The organism is Paraburkholderia sp. SECH4 (assembly GCF_030511745.1).
Taxonomy (GTDB): Bacteria; Pseudomonadota; Gammaproteobacteria; order Burkholderiales; family Burkholderiaceae; genus Paraburkholderia; species Paraburkholderia madseniana.
Genome location: NZ_JALOCP010000053.1, coordinates 24,171 through 41,317, shown reverse-complemented (window position 1 = coordinate 41,317; position 17,147 = coordinate 24,171). Strand labels below are relative to the sequence as shown.

Sequence of the window (17,147 nt, the reverse complement as noted above, 5' to 3'; positions counted from 1 at the left end):
GTGTGTCGCAGCGCGAGCAGACCATCGGACGCGGCGGCATTTATTCAGGTGGCGAGCTCGGCTTTGTCTTTCAGACCCTGCGCGCCAACGATCTCATCTGGCCGTATGTAGTCAACAACTACCTGAAGGGCGGTGCGCCACAGGCGTTCGACCTGCTGTACTGGAACGCCGATGGCACCAACCTCCCCGGGCCGATGTACGCCTGGTATCTCCGCAACATGTACCTGGAAAACAACCTGTGCAAGGCAGGGCAGCTCTCGATGTGCGGTACGCCGGTGGACCTCGGACGGATCGACATGCCGAGCTATATCTTCGGCACGCAGGAAGATCACATCGTGCCGTGGCGGGGCGCGTATCGCTCGACGCAACTGGTGGGCGGCGAGACGCAATTCGTGCTTGGCGCGAGCGGACATATCGCGGGTGTCATCAATCCGGCATCGAAGAACAAGCGCAGCTTCTGGGCCGACGGCACGCTCGGCGATGACCCCGAGGCATGGCTTGCGACGGCGAAGTCGCAGCCAGGAAGCTGGTGGACGCACTGGATGAACTGGCTGAAACCGCATGCGGGCAAACAGATCAAAGCGCCTAAGCGGGCGGGCAATGCGAAATACAAGCCGATCGAGCCCGCGCCGGGGCGCTACGTCGCGAGGCACCCGCCAGAAGTGATGGGCGCGTGACCGGCAAAGACCTTTAGGCCGGGCGCTCCTGCGCCTGCGCGTTTTCGATGGCGATTGACAGCGCCTCCAGAGTCAGAGGCGTAATGCTGCGTCCACGCACGACGTCAAATGACGCCGTCAGCCTTTAACCGGGAAAGTTGTTCAGCGGACAGCCCGAGCAAGGTCTGGAGCACGTCGTTCGTGCCTTCCCCCAGTCGCGGCGGCGCGCTTCGTACCGGCAAGCGCGCGCCGTCGAAGCGCCAGGGCGGAGCGAGGACCTGTGTGCTGCCAACCTCCGAGTGCGGATGCGTCGTCACGAGTCCGGCATCCGTCGCGCGCTTCGAGGTCAGCGCTGCGTGGAGCCCGAGGACTTCACCGCATGGAATGCCGGCCTGCGTCAGACGATCGAGCAGACTACGGCGCCCTCTTCGTCCGATCTCGCGATCGATTTCGGGCACCAGCACCGCCCGATTCGCGGCGCGGCCGATATTGGTCTGGAAGCGATCGTCCTCGGCAAGATCGGGCCGTTCGATCACCTCGCGGCAAAAGCGCGCAAACTGGTTGTTGTTGCCGACCGTGATGACGAGCGGCCCGTCCGCGGCATCGAATACACCGTACGGTACGATTGAAGGATGCGCGTTTCCGTAACGCGGCGTGTCCTCGCCCGAGATCAGCGCTTCCATCCCGCAATACGAGGTGATCATCAGTCCGCAATCGAACAGCGCCATTTCGATGTGGTGTCCCGTGCCAGTTCGTTGACGCTCGAAGAGCGCCGCCAGAATGGCTTGGGCCGAGTACATCCCGGTGAACATGTCGACTGCGGCGATCCCGAACTTTAGCGGGGGCTGGCTGGCCTCGCCGTTGAGCGCCATCAGCCCAGCCTCGCCCTGAACCACCAGATCGTAGCCGGGGCGTGCGGCTTCCGGTCCCGTGCGGTCGTAGCCGGAAATTGAGCAATAGATCAGGCCCTCGTGGTTCTGCTTCAGTTGCTCGTATCCGAGACCTAGCTTCTCCATGCCGCCGAACTTGAAGTTCTGGATCACGACGTCGCTCTTCTGAGCCAGATCGCGTGCGATCTGCTGGCCCTCGGCGGTTTGCAGGTCGAGGCTCACGGAGCGCTTGTTGCGGTTGACACTATTGAAATAGGCCGTCTCGGTCGATCCGATGCGCAAGCCCCAATCGCGCGTGTCGTCGCCGCGTTTCGGGTGCTCGACCTTGATAACTTCGGCGCCTAGGTCGCCCAGCACCATGCCGCACCACGGGCCCGCCAGTACGCGGGAAAGATCGAGCACGCGCACGCCCGCGAGCGGCAGTGAGGGATTCAGATTTGACATGGCAAGTCCGTATTTGCGGGAGTTTCTGGCTCTCCCGGCGTAAGCGGTGCAGCTGGCCCATTAAGGTGGACCACCTGGAGCATGGACATCAGAAAACGTTCAGTCGATTAGGTGCGCCACGCCAGCAGCTCGCTCAGCCGCGTCGCGCCTCCGCTATGTAACACCACCGGCCAATGAGGTACACCGCGAGTGGCAGAACTGCCGCGAGCGGAAGCAAGCGCAACGCGCCTTGAAGACCAACCGCGTCCGCTACCACACCGGTGAAAAAGGGACCAGCCGCGAGGCCTAATATATTGTTGAACAGCGTCAGCGTGGCAAATGCCGAGCCATGGATAGCTGGCGGTGTGGCCCCCGCAATAATCGCGCTACATGTGCCGAACGAACTGGCAAGGAAAAACACCGCGGGCGCAAGGAGCGCAAGTTGCAGATTGCCCGGTCGCAAGCGGAACGCGACCGCCAGCAGGATGCCTAGCACGAGGCAATAACCAATGGCCATGTTCCACCGCTTAAGCGACGAGTCCCTGCTGATCCGGTCTGTGATCACACCGCACAAGAGTTGGCCCATACCGCTGACAAGGACAAGGCCGGCCGCCACTACGGCAGCCTTGCTGACAGGCATGCCCCAGTAGCGATTCAGGTAGCTGGGCAGCCACACGAAAAGCGTGCCCTGAATGAAGATCTGCAGGGCGCTGCCGAGGTACGCACAAAAGACGGAACGGGACGGAAACAGGCCAGAGAAAAGCGCTCGGGGCGTCAGTTTCATACGCCCGCACATCGGAGTTCCGCTCGCATTGTCCGGCTGCGAACGCGCGAGCCTTTTTTCCGTGACTACGAAGAAGTAAATGATCACCAGCACAAAACCAAAGATCGCCATCAGACCCATCGACCAGCGCCAACCAAAGTGGGTCGCAACGATGCCGGAAAGCGAAACACCGAGCACGGACCCAAAGGCAGCGGCAGACGTAAAGCCGCCCGCAATGGTAGACCGCAGACGCTTCGGAAAGATGCTCATGAGCATCGCAAGTCCGACACTTCCGTAGGCAGCCTCGCCGACACCAACGAAGATGCGCGCGACGAACATCTCATGGTAGCTGCTGGCAATCGCGCACCCGAGCGTGGCAACACTCCATAGCACAGCCATCAGTGCAATGCTTTTGACCCGTCCCCAACGGTCCGCGATTATGGAAAATGGGAGGGTCAGCACGCCAACCGCCAACGGCACCACGCCGCTAATCGAACCGAGCTTTGTATCGGTCAGCTGCCACTGCACTTTCAAGATCGGAAACAAGGCATTGAGCGCCTGCCGCGACATGTAGTCGGACAGCAAGAGGCAAAACATCAATGCAAATACCACCCAGGCGTAGGCTCGGGCGCCATTGGCAACCGCCGCCGACTCGGCCGGCACTACGTTACTTGTATAAAGATTCAATTCTGTCTCCTCCGATGATTCACTAAATTCATACTGAATCGTGCCGCTTGATATCGTCTGGCCCGTGTGAAGCAAGATCTCTACGCCAAGACCGGCAGTGGTTTCTGCTGACCATCAGCATCGCCGGACGCTTTCTTTGTGTAGCTGTGCGCACTTTGGATTTCGACGCTTATTTCAATCGTCTTGATGACTTGCGCGATGACGTTGAAGTTCGCTCGTTTTGCTCCTCGATCAGAATCGGGTGTTCACGGGAAAGCAAATGCTTGCCTGCGGCCGCAAAGCTCCTGACGACGGACACGGATTTCAGGATAGCACCGAGGATTATTTTTGGCGACATTAATTATTAACCGCCCACGAAACACCACGCCTGAGCGCAGGGACGAATTGCTACGAAGTGGCGCAAGCCGGAAGCGAAGCTAAGGTTCGCAATATTGAGGGCACGGCGAAACGGGATCACGTGCGAGCGGAAGCGCTTGGTGGATTCGCTGAAGAAGAACGACTAGTGCCCGTTACGCGCCAACCAGTTGGTGGAAGACTCGGACGCAAGATCCCCGCACCGGTGCGTAGCAAACAACCGGAGGTGCTGGCATGCGGTGTCTGCTCCTGGGTGAGCGTCCCCAGCGTCGAGGAGAGGATGGATGAGCGGGAGGCGAAGTCGATTCCGACGACATGACATCCCAACTCGTTCCAACTATCCAGGGAACGTCCCAATCAATTCGTGCGACATCGCGGCCACGATAGACGTGGCCGCCGCCAGTGGAAAACCCGACGCGGCGTTCCAAAAGATGGAACGCCGAGCCATCAGGATTCAACCGTCCTAAGTACGCGGCGAGCGACTCGCTTTGTAGAGGCGGCCGCTACTTCGGGCTGCGCCGCCTTTGGGGCACGCGCACGCCGACTGTCTGCAGGTTTTTCAGCGATTGCACGAATGGCAGCGTCCCTGGCGTCGTCCAGGCGCGAGGCTGCAAGGGAAAGCAGTAGTTCGTTGTCCCGCTTGATCGCGGCCTTCTGCAGCGCGTGCCAGACTTTTAAAGATGCGCGAACCGATTGAGGCTTAGCCACAAATCCTAGCCGGACATACCGCAGGGTTCGCAATGAGATGGAGTGCAGGACATCGACCAGAAGTCGGTTGCGGCACAGATCGACCGTGTTGAAATTCAGGAGGAAGCTTTCCACGGCATACGCGTCTACCGACTCCTCGGCCGCCTTGGTCAGCTTGGGCATATGCGCGGTCAGTAACGCCTCGAACTCGGCCGGGCTTTCGCGCGCCACCTGCTCCAACATCGTGACGTAAAGCACGCTCCGCACGCGGAAAATGTCCCGAAGCTCATTCTCGTCGGGCGCCGTAACGATCGCCCCGCGCCTGGCCTGAAACTCAACCAGACGGTCCCGCTCCAGTATACGCATCGCTTCGCGCACCGGAGCGCGGCTGACGTGCAGCACCTCGCTGATATCTTTCTCCAGCAAGCGTTGCCCTGACTTCACCAGGTCAAGCGTAATGACCCCGGCCAGCCGGGCGGCGATCTGCTCGGCAATCGGCACCGAGGCATACGCCCAGTCCTGCCCGCGCAGCACCGCCCGCTCGACTGCCAGCATCAGTGAATTCTTGGGCGTAAGAAGCGCGGAAAGATCGGGAAGGTTTTGCGTTTTATTTCGGGCCATGGCGTATCGCGGAATCAATTTTCGTCGAATTCAATCCTTTGATCATTATAGTCTCCGGCATTGTAATGTCGACAAAAACTCCCTGACCGCCGGCTGGAGCCCGAACACCTCGAACCTCGCGAGGACAGGCAAACTGTCAGTATGGCTTATCGCCTTCGATTCCTGCTCGCTCCATCTTACGCGGGGCAGGCCAATAATCCATTACCGCATAGTGCTGCGTTGGCCGGTTGTCCCAGACGGCAATACTGTTCGGTTTCCACCGGAAACGAACCTGATACTCAGGGATCGACGCCTGGCTCTGCAGATAACTCAGCAGAAGGCTTGCACCCGGCGTCTTGTCCAATCCGTAACGCACATTTTCAACCGTATGGTAGTTGACGAAATGCGTCGTAAAGCTGCTGACGTATAGAATCTTTTCGCCAGTCTCTGGGTGCGTCCGCACAACAGGGTGCTCCACCTCCGGATTCTGCGTCGCCAGTTTTCTACGCTCCTCCGGATCCATTGCCGCACCGAACGAGTGCTCAATGCTGCTTTTTGCTCTCAATCCATCGATGCGCTTCTTGATGTCTTCTGGTAGTTGTTTATAGGCCTCTACCATGTTGACCCAGATGGTGTCACCCCCGACCTCTGGACACTCGACACAGCGAAGCACGGCGCCCATAGATGGGTTCGGCCGCCAAAGCCCATCACTATGGTAGTTGTTCTCGTAAGGGTTTTTTGCTTCCGATCGATAGATTTGCACGAGGCCCGGGTGCTCCGGATCGCTTCCCGCAACGGGATGATCTTCCAATTTCCCGAAACGACGCGCAAAGGAAACATGCTCTTCCCGAGAGATGTCTTGATCTCGAAAAAAGAGGACCCGGTGCTTAAGCAACAGAGCCTTGATCTCCGCGAACAGCGATGCATCTCGAGACGCATCCCCCAAGCTCACACCGGACACCTCGGCACCAATGCAAGTGGTCAGTCTCTCTACTTTAATCATGAGCGATATCTCCTTGTATCTGGCAGGCATTTCACCAACTCACCCACCGTCGCCGCGTGGCGCCCCAGCTTTACGAAACCGTGAAATGTTGTTGCCCTGCATCTGTACAAACAAGATAGCAGATCATTTTATTTGTGTCGACATTAATTTTATGCCATCCAATCCTTGCTGGTCGCGAAGAACGATGGCAGGAATGCCTGGCCGTGGGCCATGCCCGCCGCAGGCCGGGTTGATCGCCGGTTATTGATGCAGCCGCTCGGGCTTTCGGTAGTGCGTGAGCACTAATTTGATCGCACAACTGGAGCTTGAATAGTCGGATGAATCATCGCGACGCTTTCCGCTGAAGCAGTCATGGCGCACGCCTCGCGAGCGCGCTGATCAACCCAAGCAGTTCCAGCGCACGCGCTGCGGCGCGAGAGCCGTCTGGCAAGTCTCCACGAACATAAAGAGGGCGAAGCTCCTCGATTTCGGTTAGCGCACCAAGCAGTTCGCCTTCCGCAAGGGAATACTTGCGCAGCATGCTAACGGCCAGCATCGAGTTGTGGACGATGTCCTCACTGTCTGAAGTGACGCCGCGGCGATGCAGCGCGTAGTTCGCCCAGTGTGTGCCGGCCAACATCGCTGCCTCAATTTTCATTTCCCAGTCATCTTCGCCGAGGAACCTCAGCGACGTCTCGATGTTCTCGGCTTTGCGTCGATGATTCTCGGTTTTCATACTCGGTACCCTTCAATGCCTGTTCGAATACGTACATGACTTGTGCAAACGCTTGCTCACATTCATCGACGATGGTCTGGTTTGGAACGCAATCTCCGCGAATGCATGGATCCCGATGATGCTCGATGGTATGCAACGCGTGTTCGAACTGCCGAATGGCCTGAGGTACTTCGCCCTCGATTTCCGGCCAACCGACGTGGCTCACATCGCCGAGCCCACTCAACTCGCGCGCGTAGCTGCCATCGGGTTGCTTCACAACGTGTACGCCGGGAATGGTCGAGAACACGGGATCGTCACGCGTCAGACCTGTGAGATGAAGCGCCGCGTTGAACACGTTGATACTCGCGGTCAGCGTGGTCCAGAACCACAATTCGAAGTCGGCTAACGGGTCGAGGTGCTCTCGAAGCACCACTAGCCGTCGCACCTTGTCGAGGTGAGAAATGACCTTCATGACAGGATCCTCTCTACGTGAACGGCTGGCCAGCCTGAGTATCAGTAAAGGGCGACGGACTCCATCACATGCCGGGATCGGCCGTCGCACCGCACTACTGGCCGAACGGCCGCTGCACCGTGAGCTTGCTGGTCACCGACGTCACACCCGCGCCCCCCTTCGCGACCTCGGCTACGGTATTGATCTGCGATGCGTCCGGAACCGTGCCAGTAATCAGCACCGCGCCGCCTTTCGCCGTGATGCTGATGTCGCCCGCGTCGATCTCCTTGTGCTTCGCGAGCGCCGCGTACACCTTGCGCCGCAGCGCGCGATTCGCCTGCCGCGCGGCTTTGGCCGTCATGCCGTCGGACGCGGTGACCGCGGCGCTAGCCGTGCCAGCCGATGCCCCCGCCGACGCGCCGTCCTGCGCCCACGCACTGATCGACACCGCCGCAATCGCAACGCCGAGCGCCACCCTGAGTCCATTCATCGTTTTCATCGTTGTTCTCCGTTTCGATTTCAATTCATCAGAAGCTGTGGCGCAGGCCGATCATCGCAGCTGTGGTCGACACGCCCGGCGCGACGATCTGGCCGTACATGATCGTCTGGTTCATCGTCCCGCGGTTCGCGACGTACCCGACCTGCGCAGAGACGATTGTGCGCTTCGACAGGCTGTATTCCGCGCCCACCGCGTATTCACTCGAATGGTTCGCCGAGTTGTTGCGGTCCTTCAGGTAGTAGAAGCCGGACGTGATTTTGAAGAACGGGGTGAACTGATAGCCGAGGCCGCCCGAAATCATTTCGTAGTCCGCGAGGCTCGTCTTCGACGGATTCTTGCCGATCCCGTACGACGCCGACACCGATGCGCCGCGGAACGTGTACTTCGCGCCGAAATAGTAGAAGCGGTTGTTGTCGAGCCCGGTCGGCGCGGCCGCCGAGAGGTTCGTGTCGTGTGCGTTGTAGTAGACGGCGGACAGATTGAGGCCGTAGTTAGAATACCTGAGCACCGCCGATTCGCGCGTGCCGCCCTGAATCTGGCCCGGCACGCCGCCCGGCGCGTACTCGAGCGCGACCGATGCGCCGTAGAACTTCGGCGTCTGGTAGACGAGCGCGTTGCTGTCGTACAGCGCGCCGATCGGCACGTTCGTGTTCGTCCCGGGCCAGCCGGCGGCCTGGTTCAGCCCGAGCCATGCGCCCAGGATGCTGCCGAAGTACTGCGCCGCGCGGACGTCGGTATCGGCCATCGCGTAGATCATCGGCGTGTACTGCCGCCCGGCGTCGAACGTGCCGAACGGTCCGGAGAGGCCGACCGTCGACTGCTGGTTGAATATCGCGGTACCGCCCGTCGTATCGGCCAACCCGAGCTTGCCGTTGCTGCTGTTGAACACGCCCTGCAGCCTGAAGTTGACCTTGTAGCCACCGCCGATGTCCTCGGCCCCCTTGATTCCCCAGAAACTCCCATAGAGGCTGCCGTCCTTGATGCCGTACACGTGCCCGTTGTTGCGGGCGGTCGGCGCGAACGACGACGCCGCCGTGCTCTGATAGAAAACGCCCGAATCGATTGCGCCGTACAACGTGACCGACGATTGCGCATGCGACGCGCTAGCGAACACCGCCAGTACCGCTACTCCGCTCCACTTCAGTTTCATTGACGTTTCCTCTACTTTTTATGATGACCGAGCGAGCCCGGCCGGATATCTGACTGTTCCCGAATGGCGCGGCGGCGTCGCCCCCACTTCCGTCGCAATTGGCGCATGCGCAGTTCCTTGTAGCGAAAGATCCTCCCGCTATTTTGGACGGGGTGCGTGACTTGACGATCACCCGACGATTCCGGGGCCTTCCTGCAACGGCCCTGTTTGCCGACGGAACACTGACAATACCGATCATCCTCTAAAATTTTTGATGTCGACATTAATACTTATACTGAGTCGACCTAGCAGGCAGAACGGTATATGGCTTCGCGACAAGCGACCGCGCTCGGAACCCCAGATTCGCGCCGCCGGAGTCAACAGGCGTCTGCCACACCCAGCGACAAATTCCGCCTCCTTATTTTTGTCGACATTATTTGTTTTAGGAGATACACTGCGGATCACAGTGGCCTAGCACTGCTGCGGCCGATGTGAAGTCAAAGAACGGAGAGATTCCAATGCTGTCGACGCTGCCGATTGCGAAGATATTGGTGAACAAAACTCATGCCGCTCGACGGATTGCGGCGCGGATTGCGTCGGAGTTTGTCCCGAGGGGGAATCTCACTCCAATGACTCATGAAGCGCTTTGCTATGTGTGCATGACCGGCATTGTGATGCCGCCCCACCATGACATCACGCCTCGGGATCGTGGTCATGACAACCGGAGCCTCGAACTGAACGACGACTCCATCGCTATGCCTGAACTACACAATTCCGGTGGAAAGCGATGAACAGCAGTCACGATCGCGCGGCATGCCGAGGGTTCATCAGGACATCGATGAAAGACAGGCGCTGACAATGAACCCAATCGGCCTGCATGTTGTGCACTTGATCCCGTTTTGTCCTGCCGTCTCCGTCGGTGATCGTGGATGCGGTAGTCGATGATCCGGCGCGCCTGCGTCAGCGGATTACTGTCATGAAAAGTCAAGTGCAAGGCATGCAATGTAAAGCAGGAAGTGGCGCCAGGCCAGATGATTCACCGGTCGCCTCAGACACTCAGACAACAACCGCTTAAAGAAGATGGGGATCTAAAGCTTTCTCATCCAGTTCGACATTCTCAATATTCACATTTCAACTTGGAGATCCATCATGAACTTCCTTGACGGCCACCTGTATCCTGAGAACCAGCAGCCCCTGATCATCACAGCCGCTCCCTATGCGCCGGGCTGGATTCCCTCAGACTTCCCCGAAGATATCCCCGTCACAATGGAGGAGCAGATCCAGAAGGCGGTGGATTGCTACGAAGCCGGCGCCACCGTGCTGCATCTGCATGTACGTGAACCCGATGGCAAGGGCAGCAAGCGCCTGTCCATGTTCAATGAACTGATCGCCGGGGTGCGCGCCCGCGTGCCGGAAATGGTCATCCAGGTGGGCGGCTCCATCAGCTTCGCGCCTGAATCCGAGGGCCAAGCCGCCCAATGGCTAAGCGATGACACACGGCATATGCTGGCCGAACTCGATCCGAAGCCAGACCAGGTGACTGTCACCGTCAACACTACGCAGATGAATGTGACAGAGCATGCCGGTATAGACGACTTCAAGGGGGTTTCACGGGGATTCCCGCACCTCTATGCGACCTACAAGGACATGATCGTGCCCTCGAATCCCAGTTGGGCCGAAGAGCACATCCGACGCCTGACAGCCGCCGGAATTCAAAGTGAGTTTCAGTGCTACAACATCAACAGCTTTGAAACGATTGAGCGGATGATTCGCCGCGGCATCTACAAGGGACCACTCGTGATGAACTGGGTGGCTATCAGCGGCGGCATGGATCAAGCGAACATCTACAACCTGGCCAACTTCCTGCGTGCTGCGCCCGACGGCGCGGTGGTCACGGTGGAGAGTTCGGTGCTAAATGTGCTGCCCGTGAATATGATAGGCATTGCCTTGGGCCTGCATGTGCGGTGCGGCATCGAGGACGTGCTATGGAATCAGACCCGCACGGGCAAGATGAGCTCCGTCGAGCAGATTAAGCAATTGGTGCGTATCTCCGGCGAATTTGGTCGCCCCATAGCGACGGCGAAACAGGCACGGGAGATCATGAAGATTGGGGTCTTCTATGACACGGCGGAAGAGACGCTTCAGGCAAATGGCTTCGCGCCCAATCGTAACGGTGGCAACCAGGGATTCCTGCGCAAGCCGACCTGAAGCCTCTGCGGGAAATTGACATCATGTGGTGTATGAGTCGCCCAGCATTTTCTAGAGGCGGACTCAAACTGAAGTTGAAGTTCACCCACATCGACCGAAGTTTTTTGGCGAGATCGGGGTTGAAGTAAGGGCTAGCGAGCCGCAGGCGAACTGCGGAAGTCGATACATAACAGCAACCAGCTTGCATGGGACCAGAGTAAGTGCTTTGCATAGGACCGGAGTAACACGCTAAAGCGTGAACTCCGGTCGACAGCTAATGCGCCAACCCTGGTCGACAGGAGACAACATGGCGAAAGTCGTTAAATTCTACGAAACCGGCGGTCCCGAGGTCCTTCGTTTTGAGGACTTTGACGTTGGAGAGCCCGGACCGGGAGAGGTGCGCGTCCGTCACGTGGCAGTGGGTCTTAACTTTGCCGACACCTACTTCCGCGGAGGTACCTACGCAGTTCCGCTCCCCAGCGGACTCGGCAACGAGGCAGCCGGCGTGGTCGAGGCCATTGGTGCCGGCGTGACCCATCTGGCGGTCGGCGACCGTGTGACCTACACGGGCTTCATCAACACGCTGGGCGCCTACAGCACTGAGCGGCTGATTTCTGCCGCGCTGCTGATCAAGCTGCCGGAGCCCATCAGTTGCGAAGCTGCGGCGGCCATGACCATGCGGGGCTTGTCCGCCGCCTACCTGGTGCGCCGAATCTACCCTTTCAAGGCGGGCGACGCCGTGCTGCTGCATGCCGCAGCAGGCGGTGTTGGCCTGATCGTTTCGCAGTGGGCCAAATTGCTCGGTCTGACGGTGATCGGCACGGTTTCTACTGACGCCAAGGCCGAGGTGGCGCGCGCCCATGGCTGTGATCACACGATCAACTACAGTCATGAGGATGTGGCCAAGCGCGTGCGGGAACTCACCAACGGAGTGGGCGTGTCCGTGGTCTTCGACAGTGTGGGCAAGGACACCTTCATGTCCTCGCTAGACTCCCTCAAGCGCCGCGGCCTGATGGTCTGCGTCGGCACCGCTTCCGGCAAAATCCCGCCGTTCGATCCGCAAATTCTGGCCCGCAAGGGCTCGCTGTACCTGACCCGCCCGGGTCTCGCCGACTACATCGCCGATCCGGCCGAAAAGGCAGAACTGGTCGATGAGTTATTCAGCCATGTGGCTGCAGGCCGCATCCGCATCGAGATCAATCAGCGGTATGCCTTGGAGGACGCGGTGCGGGCACATCAGGATCTGGAGGCTCGAAAAACCACGGGCTCGTCCATCTTCGTGATTTGAGTGTGAGTGTGTCAGGCTGTTTGGCCTGCAAAACGTAGCGCAGTGATTCGGCACATCGGGTCAGGTTGTTCAAGACCCGCTGCCGGTAGCACTCTTCGTAGTACGCGGTGCCGCAATCCACATATTCCATGCTGTAGCGCAACGTGATGCAGAAGAGCGCCGCGATCTTGCGAGCGGTGGGAGTGACGGCCCTGGCGTTGCCGATCCGCGCTGTGAAAAACCTGCGCCGCATCGGTGGAGTGCGCGACCAGCCCATATCCCATTGATATTTTTCACGAACCCCAGCAATGACACCTTATTCGCCACCAACCATATTGATCGTTCCCGGCCTACGGGACCACGTCGAGGATCACTGGCAAACGATTCTTGCACGCAAACTGCCCAATGCGCGCGTGGTACCGCCGCTGGAACACGACAAGCTGAGCTGCGCGGCAAGGATCGAGGCGCTCGATCAGGCTCTCGCCAGCATCACCGGTCCCGTGGTGCTCGTGTCGCACAGTGCCGGGGTGATGACCACTGTGCACTGGGCGCAACATCATCAGCGCGAAATCAAGGGCGCGCTGCTCGCGGCGCCGCCGGATTTCGAAACGTCGCTGCCGGACGGCTATCCGACGCTGGAGGTGTTGCGTCAGAACGGCTGGCTGCCCACGCCACGAACCCGGCTACCGTTTCCGAGCATCGTGGCGGCCAGCACGAACGATCCCCTCGCGCGGATCGAAGCGGTCACACGACTGGCGAGCGCGTGGGGCAGCCGTTTGGTTGACGTCGGCGCTGTCGGCCATCTCAATTCCGCCTCGGGGTACGGTGAGTGGCCACGCGCTGTGGAATTCATCGGAGAACTGAGTTGAGGAGCGGACGTGACCAGTCAAAACATTCACGTCATGGCGTGTGAGTAAGAGAGAATGGCGTGCACTGTGAATGTCGCTGAACCTCGGCAAACAACGAGGGGGCACGTAGCCGATCGCAACAGACCTTTTCTGGAGATCGAGGCTTTCCTCGATTTCATCTGCCCGTGTTGCCTGATTGGCACGCGGCATTTGCGTGCCGCCATGAAACGTTTGACCGAATTGAGGCCGGAGATCGAGCTAAGGGTGGTATGGCGCTCGGCTCAGCTCTTGCCCAACACGCCTCCCGCAGGCGAACCCTATCGGGTTTTCTACCTTGCCCGTCTTGGCGGTTCCAAGGCGGTCGCGGCGCGACGGGCGCAGTTGCAGCAGGCGGGGCGCCCAGCCGGCATTACGTTCTCCTTCGATCAAAATCCGTTGCTTCCGAACACGGCGGCAGCCCATCGACTGTTGGCATAGACGCAGCCTGTCAGAACGCTTGGGAGCCATTCGGGCGGAAGGCAGCCGGAGTCGAACCGACCTGAGAGCGTCTGACGCCCTCAACTGGATTTGAAGTCCAGCCGCACCACCGGATGCGAATGCCTTCCTACGGTGATTGAACTACTTGAACTACCTGAACCACGCCCTGCAACTCAAACACTGAATCAAATCAGATCGAGCCAACGACTATCCGTGCGCATCAGATGCAGGCCACGGTGGAAGCGAGTATATCCAACCCGGTCGAAGAATTCCAAAAGCTGGATCGCACGCTTTCGGCCAAGACCAGTGACATCGCGAAACGGCGCGGCCGCTACAGTACCCGCATTTTTTTGCGCTTCGGAACCCGCAATCAAAGCCAGTTCACGAATCACCTCATGGTGATAAAAGAGGTCGCGCACAACCTGAAAAAGCTCACCCTGTCGCGCGAGCTTGCGCAGTAACTGCCGCACGCGGTCTTCGGATACCCCATGCGCGTTAGCCAGATCACGCACCCAGGGCGGATCGAAACGCCCGTCTTTCAGCGCCGGCAGCAGTGCTGCAGCGAGCGCGCGATCGGCGTCGTCGAGTGTCACCGCGTGGTCAGGCAGATGCAACCACGGCCCGCGTCTGACGATCTCGCCGCGCGCCGCCGCATCGTCGACTAGCGCGCGCCACAATGCATCTTCGACGAGCGGCGCTGCGATCCGCCGTAAGCGCGATACATCCGGGCCGAGTTCATCCGGCGAGCGTTCGTGGTACTGCTTTAGTGCCGCAATCAGCCGCGCATACAAGGCACGCCACGAAGCATAGGCGATCAACAACGCGTCATTACCGCCGGGGAGTTCCACAACGCGCGTGTCAGATGGCAACGCGAGCACGGCCGCCTGCATACCCGTCAGTCGTTCCAGCAACGAACGAGACAATCCATGCGGCGCCCTTGTCAGAAGCGAATCCAGCGCGCCGGTGTCGAGCATGACCTGAATCGCATCGAGCCACGCCAGCCGCTCTGCCGAGCGACGCTTACGCGAAGGCGCAAACGGATCGAGCACATGACCGCCCCCAACCGTGCGATTAGCCTGGGCATTGCGCACGACAAAGCGGTCGCCGGGAAGCGCACACACCGGCCGTTCGAACACAAGCTGCACACGCGCCCGCTGACCTGCGCCGAGCGTCTCCCCATCGAGCAACGCGACATGCGCCACCTGATGCTGCGTGCCCAGATGCACATGCAGCGGCGCCCAGTGCTCCAGCGTCAACGGTGCATCAGCGAGTAGCGTGAGCATGACGTCGATGCGTTCAGACGCCTGCCACAGCCGCGGATCGACGATCCAGTCGCCGCGATCGATTGCGCTCTTCTCGATGCCCGCCAGATTCAACGCACAGCGCTCACCTGCCCTTCCAGTCTCGGCCGGACGATTCTGCGCATGAATGCTACGTACGCGCACCGGTTGATTTTTCGGCGCGAGCAGCATCGTGTCACCGACCGCTACGCGTCCCGACACAACGGTCCCGGTCACGATCGTGCCCTGGCCCGCGAGCGTGAAGACCCGGTCGACCGCGAGACGGAACAGACCGTCGTCGCGCCTCATGCGCCACGCTACTGCCGCCGCGTGCAAATGTGCTTTCAACGCGGCCACGCCAAGGTCATCTTCACGCGTCGCGCAGGTATCGAACACGGGAGCGTCCTGCAGCACGCTGCCGCTCAGAAACGCTGTCACCTCGTCACGCACTGCCTGCAGCCGCTCAGCATCAACGCGATCTATCTTGGTCAGCGCTATCGCGCCGCGCTTGATGCCGAGCAGTTCCACAATCGCCAGATGTTCGCGCGTTTGCGGCATGACGCCATCATCGGCGGCGATCACGAGCAACGCGAAATCAATCCCGCTTGCTCCCGCGGTCATCGTATGGACGAGCTTTTCGTGGCCCGGCACATCGATCAGACCGAGCACGTCGCCGTTGTCGAGCGGCACGTACGCATAGCCCAGTTCGATCGAAATGCCGCGCGCCTTTTCTTCCTTGAGTCGATCCGTGTCGACGCCCGACAGCGCTCTCACCAGACTCGTCTTGCCGTGATCGATATGCCCGGCCGTACCTACGATCATGCCTGCATGTCCTTCAGTTGCTCGATCAACTGCGCTTCATCGGCGGCTTCGAGACAGCGCAGATCGAGACGCAATGCATCGTCCGCGATCCGGCCGATGACCGGCCGCGCCATCTCGCGCAAGCGCTTCTCGAGCGCGAGCAATTGACGGCCGCCGCGCTTGCCGTCGGCGGTCCTGATCACGAGGCCGTAGCTCGGCAGCACATCGACAGGCAATGCACCGCTGCCGATCTGACTGAACATGGGCTCGGTCTCCACGACATAGCGCTCTCCGGCCACACGCTGCAACACAGGCTGCACCCGCTGCGCGGTAAGCTGGATGTCGTCGCTCGGTCGCGTGAGCAAACGCAGCGTAGTCAGCCGCTCAGCGAGTTTTTCCGGCGCACGATACATCTGCAGCACAGGCTCCAATGCCGCGAGCGTCAGTTTGCCGACCCGCAGCGCGCGTTTGAGGGGATGCTTCTTGATCTTTGCGATCAGATCACGCCGGCCGACGATCAACCCCGCCTGCGGGCCGCCAAGCAGTTTGTCGCCGCTGAACGTGACAAGATCGGCGCCGGCTTCGATGGTTTCGCGCACGGTCGTCTCACGCGGCAAACCCCATTGAGCCAGATCGACCAGCGTGCCGCTGCCGAGGTCCACCGCAACGGCAAGACCGCGTGCGTGGGCGAGCGGCGCGATGGCGTCGACCCCGACCTCTTTGGTGAATCCGCTGATCGCGTAATTGCTCGTGTGGACTTTCATCAGCAGCGCGGTTTGCGGACCGATGGCTTCGTCGTAGTCCTTCAGATGCGTGCGGTTGGTGGTACCGACTTCGCGCAGCCTGGCGCCCGCGCGGCTCATGATGTCGGGAATGCGAAACGCGCCGCCGATTTCAACCAGCTCGCCACGCGACACGATCACTTCTTTCTTCGACGCCAGCGCGGACAACGTGAGCAACACAGCCGCGGCATTGTTGTTGACCACGGTCGCCGCTTCGGCTCCTGTCAGTTCGCAGATGAGTTCGTCGATCAGATCGTCGCGATCACCGCGCTTGCCGGTGCCGAGATCGAACTCGAGGTTGGCCGGTTGCGTGAGCGCTTTCATGACGGCTTGCACCGCTTCGTCAGGCAGCAATGCGCGGCCGAGATTGGTATGCAGCACGGTGCCAGTCAGATTGAAGACGCTGCGCAAGCGGGCCGCGTTGCGCCGGCGCAGCGTGGCTTCGACGGAGGCCCGCAGTTGCGCGATATCGAGCGCGCTCACCGACGCATCGCCGGACTGCGCGCTGGCGCGCCAGGTGTCGAGTGCGTGACGCAGGGCGCCCAACACCTGCGTACGGCCGAACTCCGTCAGCAACGCCGCAAACTCGGCAGACGCCATCACCTTTTCCACCGACGGCACGCGCGCCATCAGCGCCCGCAATTCAGAGCCGGTTACATCGCTCACGAA

The 17,147-nt window shown here is 60.1% G+C and carries 16 protein-coding genes and 1 tRNA gene; 7 read left to right on the top strand and 10 right to left on the bottom strand.

The annotated features are described in order from the left end of the window. Positions 1 to 677: alpha/beta fold hydrolase (locus M0D67_RS38265; RefSeq protein ID WP_266242545.1), on the top strand; the 677-nt coding region annotated here is incomplete at its 5' end. A 104-nt stretch (positions 678 to 781) separates the two neighbouring features. Here the strand turns inward: M0D67_RS38265 and M0D67_RS38260 are convergent. The 5 genes from M0D67_RS38260 to M0D67_RS38240 all read right to left on the bottom strand — a co-directional run bounded on the left by M0D67_RS38260 (position 782) and on the right by M0D67_RS38240 (position 6,778). Beyond that, positions 782 to 1,990, bottom strand: coding sequence for a CaiB/BaiF CoA-transferase family protein (locus M0D67_RS38260; protein WP_266242544.1), 1,209 nt, complete (start codon positions 1,988 to 1,990; stop codon positions 782 to 784). Positions 1,991 to 2,123: 133 nt separating this feature from the next. Continuing rightward, the gene (locus M0D67_RS38255) at positions 2,124 to 3,494 is read right to left on the bottom strand and encodes an MFS transporter (RefSeq protein ID WP_266242542.1); all 1,371 of its coding nucleotides are present in this window, start codon (positions 3,492 to 3,494) and stop codon (positions 2,124 to 2,126) included. A gap of 726 nt (positions 3,495 to 4,220) precedes the next feature. After that, positions 4,221 to 5,081 (bottom strand): GntR family transcriptional regulator, encoded by an 861-nt coding sequence (locus tag M0D67_RS38250; protein WP_266242541.1) that lies wholly within the window; start codon positions 5,079 to 5,081, stop codon positions 4,221 to 4,223. 136 nt (positions 5,082 to 5,217) lie between these two features. After that, positions 5,218 to 6,060 carry a TauD/TfdA family dioxygenase gene (locus M0D67_RS38245; protein WP_266242546.1) on the bottom strand — a complete coding sequence of 281 codons (843 nt, stop codon included), beginning with the start codon at positions 6,058 to 6,060 and terminating at the stop codon, positions 5,218 to 5,220. A gap of 352 nt (positions 6,061 to 6,412) precedes the next feature. Further along, positions 6,413 to 6,778 carry a hypothetical protein gene (locus tag M0D67_RS38240; protein ID WP_266242540.1) on the bottom strand — a complete coding sequence of 122 codons (366 nt, stop codon included), beginning with the start codon at positions 6,776 to 6,778 and terminating at the stop codon, positions 6,413 to 6,415. Positions 6,779 to 6,830: 52 nt separating this feature from the next. Between M0D67_RS38240 and M0D67_RS38235 the strand changes: the two genes are divergently transcribed. Beyond that, a complete protein-coding gene (locus tag M0D67_RS38235; RefSeq protein ID WP_266242537.1) occupies positions 6,831 to 7,163 on the top strand; it encodes a hypothetical protein in 333 nt (110 codons plus the stop codon). A 160-nt stretch (positions 7,164 to 7,323) separates the two neighbouring features. Here the strand turns inward: M0D67_RS38235 and M0D67_RS38230 are convergent, their stop codons facing one another. Further along, complete coding sequence (locus tag M0D67_RS38230; RefSeq protein ID WP_266242534.1) at positions 7,324 to 7,707, bottom strand: BON domain-containing protein; 384 nt, start codon at positions 7,705 to 7,707, stop codon at positions 7,324 to 7,326. Positions 7,708 to 7,735: 28 nt separating this feature from the next. Further along, complete coding sequence (locus M0D67_RS38225; RefSeq protein WP_266242532.1) at positions 7,736 to 8,857, bottom strand: porin; 1,122 nt, start codon at positions 8,855 to 8,857, stop codon at positions 7,736 to 7,738. 497 nt (positions 8,858 to 9,354) lie between these two features. On the opposite strand from M0D67_RS38225, the gene M0D67_RS38220 reads away from it, so the two are divergent. The 5 genes from M0D67_RS38220 to M0D67_RS38200 all read left to right on the top strand — a co-directional run bounded on the left by M0D67_RS38220 (position 9,355) and on the right by M0D67_RS38200 (position 13,615). Continuing rightward, the gene (locus tag M0D67_RS38220; RefSeq protein WP_266242530.1) at positions 9,355 to 9,627 is read left to right on the top strand and encodes a hypothetical protein; all 273 of its coding nucleotides are present in this window, start codon (positions 9,355 to 9,357) and stop codon (positions 9,625 to 9,627) included. A gap of 358 nt (positions 9,628 to 9,985) precedes the next feature. Continuing rightward, a complete protein-coding gene (locus M0D67_RS38215) occupies positions 9,986 to 11,044 on the top strand; it encodes a 3-keto-5-aminohexanoate cleavage protein (RefSeq protein WP_266242528.1) in 1,059 nt (352 codons plus the stop codon). Positions 11,045 to 11,330: 286 nt separating this feature from the next. After that, a complete protein-coding gene (locus M0D67_RS38210; protein WP_266242526.1) occupies positions 11,331 to 12,311 on the top strand; it encodes a quinone oxidoreductase in 981 nt (326 codons plus the stop codon). A gap of 287 nt (positions 12,312 to 12,598) precedes the next feature. After that, positions 12,599 to 13,159, top strand: a complete 561-nt coding sequence (locus M0D67_RS38205; RefSeq protein WP_266242524.1) for an alpha/beta hydrolase — start codon at positions 12,599 to 12,601, stop codon at positions 13,157 to 13,159. Between the two features lie 54 nt (positions 13,160 to 13,213). Beyond that, complete coding sequence (locus tag M0D67_RS38200) at positions 13,214 to 13,615, top strand: DsbA family protein (RefSeq protein ID WP_266242521.1); 402 nt, start codon at positions 13,214 to 13,216, stop codon at positions 13,613 to 13,615. Between the two features lie 35 nt (positions 13,616 to 13,650). Here M0D67_RS38200 and M0D67_RS38195 read toward each other — a convergent pair. From M0D67_RS38195 to selA, 3 genes are all read right to left on the bottom strand, one after another. Continuing rightward, positions 13,651 to 13,743: transfer RNA gene (locus M0D67_RS38195), tRNA-Sec, on the bottom strand. A 57-nt stretch (positions 13,744 to 13,800) separates the two neighbouring features. Continuing rightward, the gene (gene selB / locus M0D67_RS38190) at positions 13,801 to 15,717 is read right to left on the bottom strand and encodes a selenocysteine-specific translation elongation factor (RefSeq protein ID WP_266242519.1); all 1,917 of its coding nucleotides are present in this window, start codon (positions 15,715 to 15,717) and stop codon (positions 13,801 to 13,803) included. Further along, positions 15,714 to 17,144, bottom strand: coding sequence for an L-seryl-tRNA(Sec) selenium transferase (gene selA / locus M0D67_RS38185; protein ID WP_266242517.1), 1,431 nt, complete (start codon positions 17,142 to 17,144; stop codon positions 15,714 to 15,716). Before selA ends, selB begins: the two co-directional genes overlap by 4 nt. Between the last annotated feature and the right edge of the window lie 3 nt (positions 17,145 to 17,147).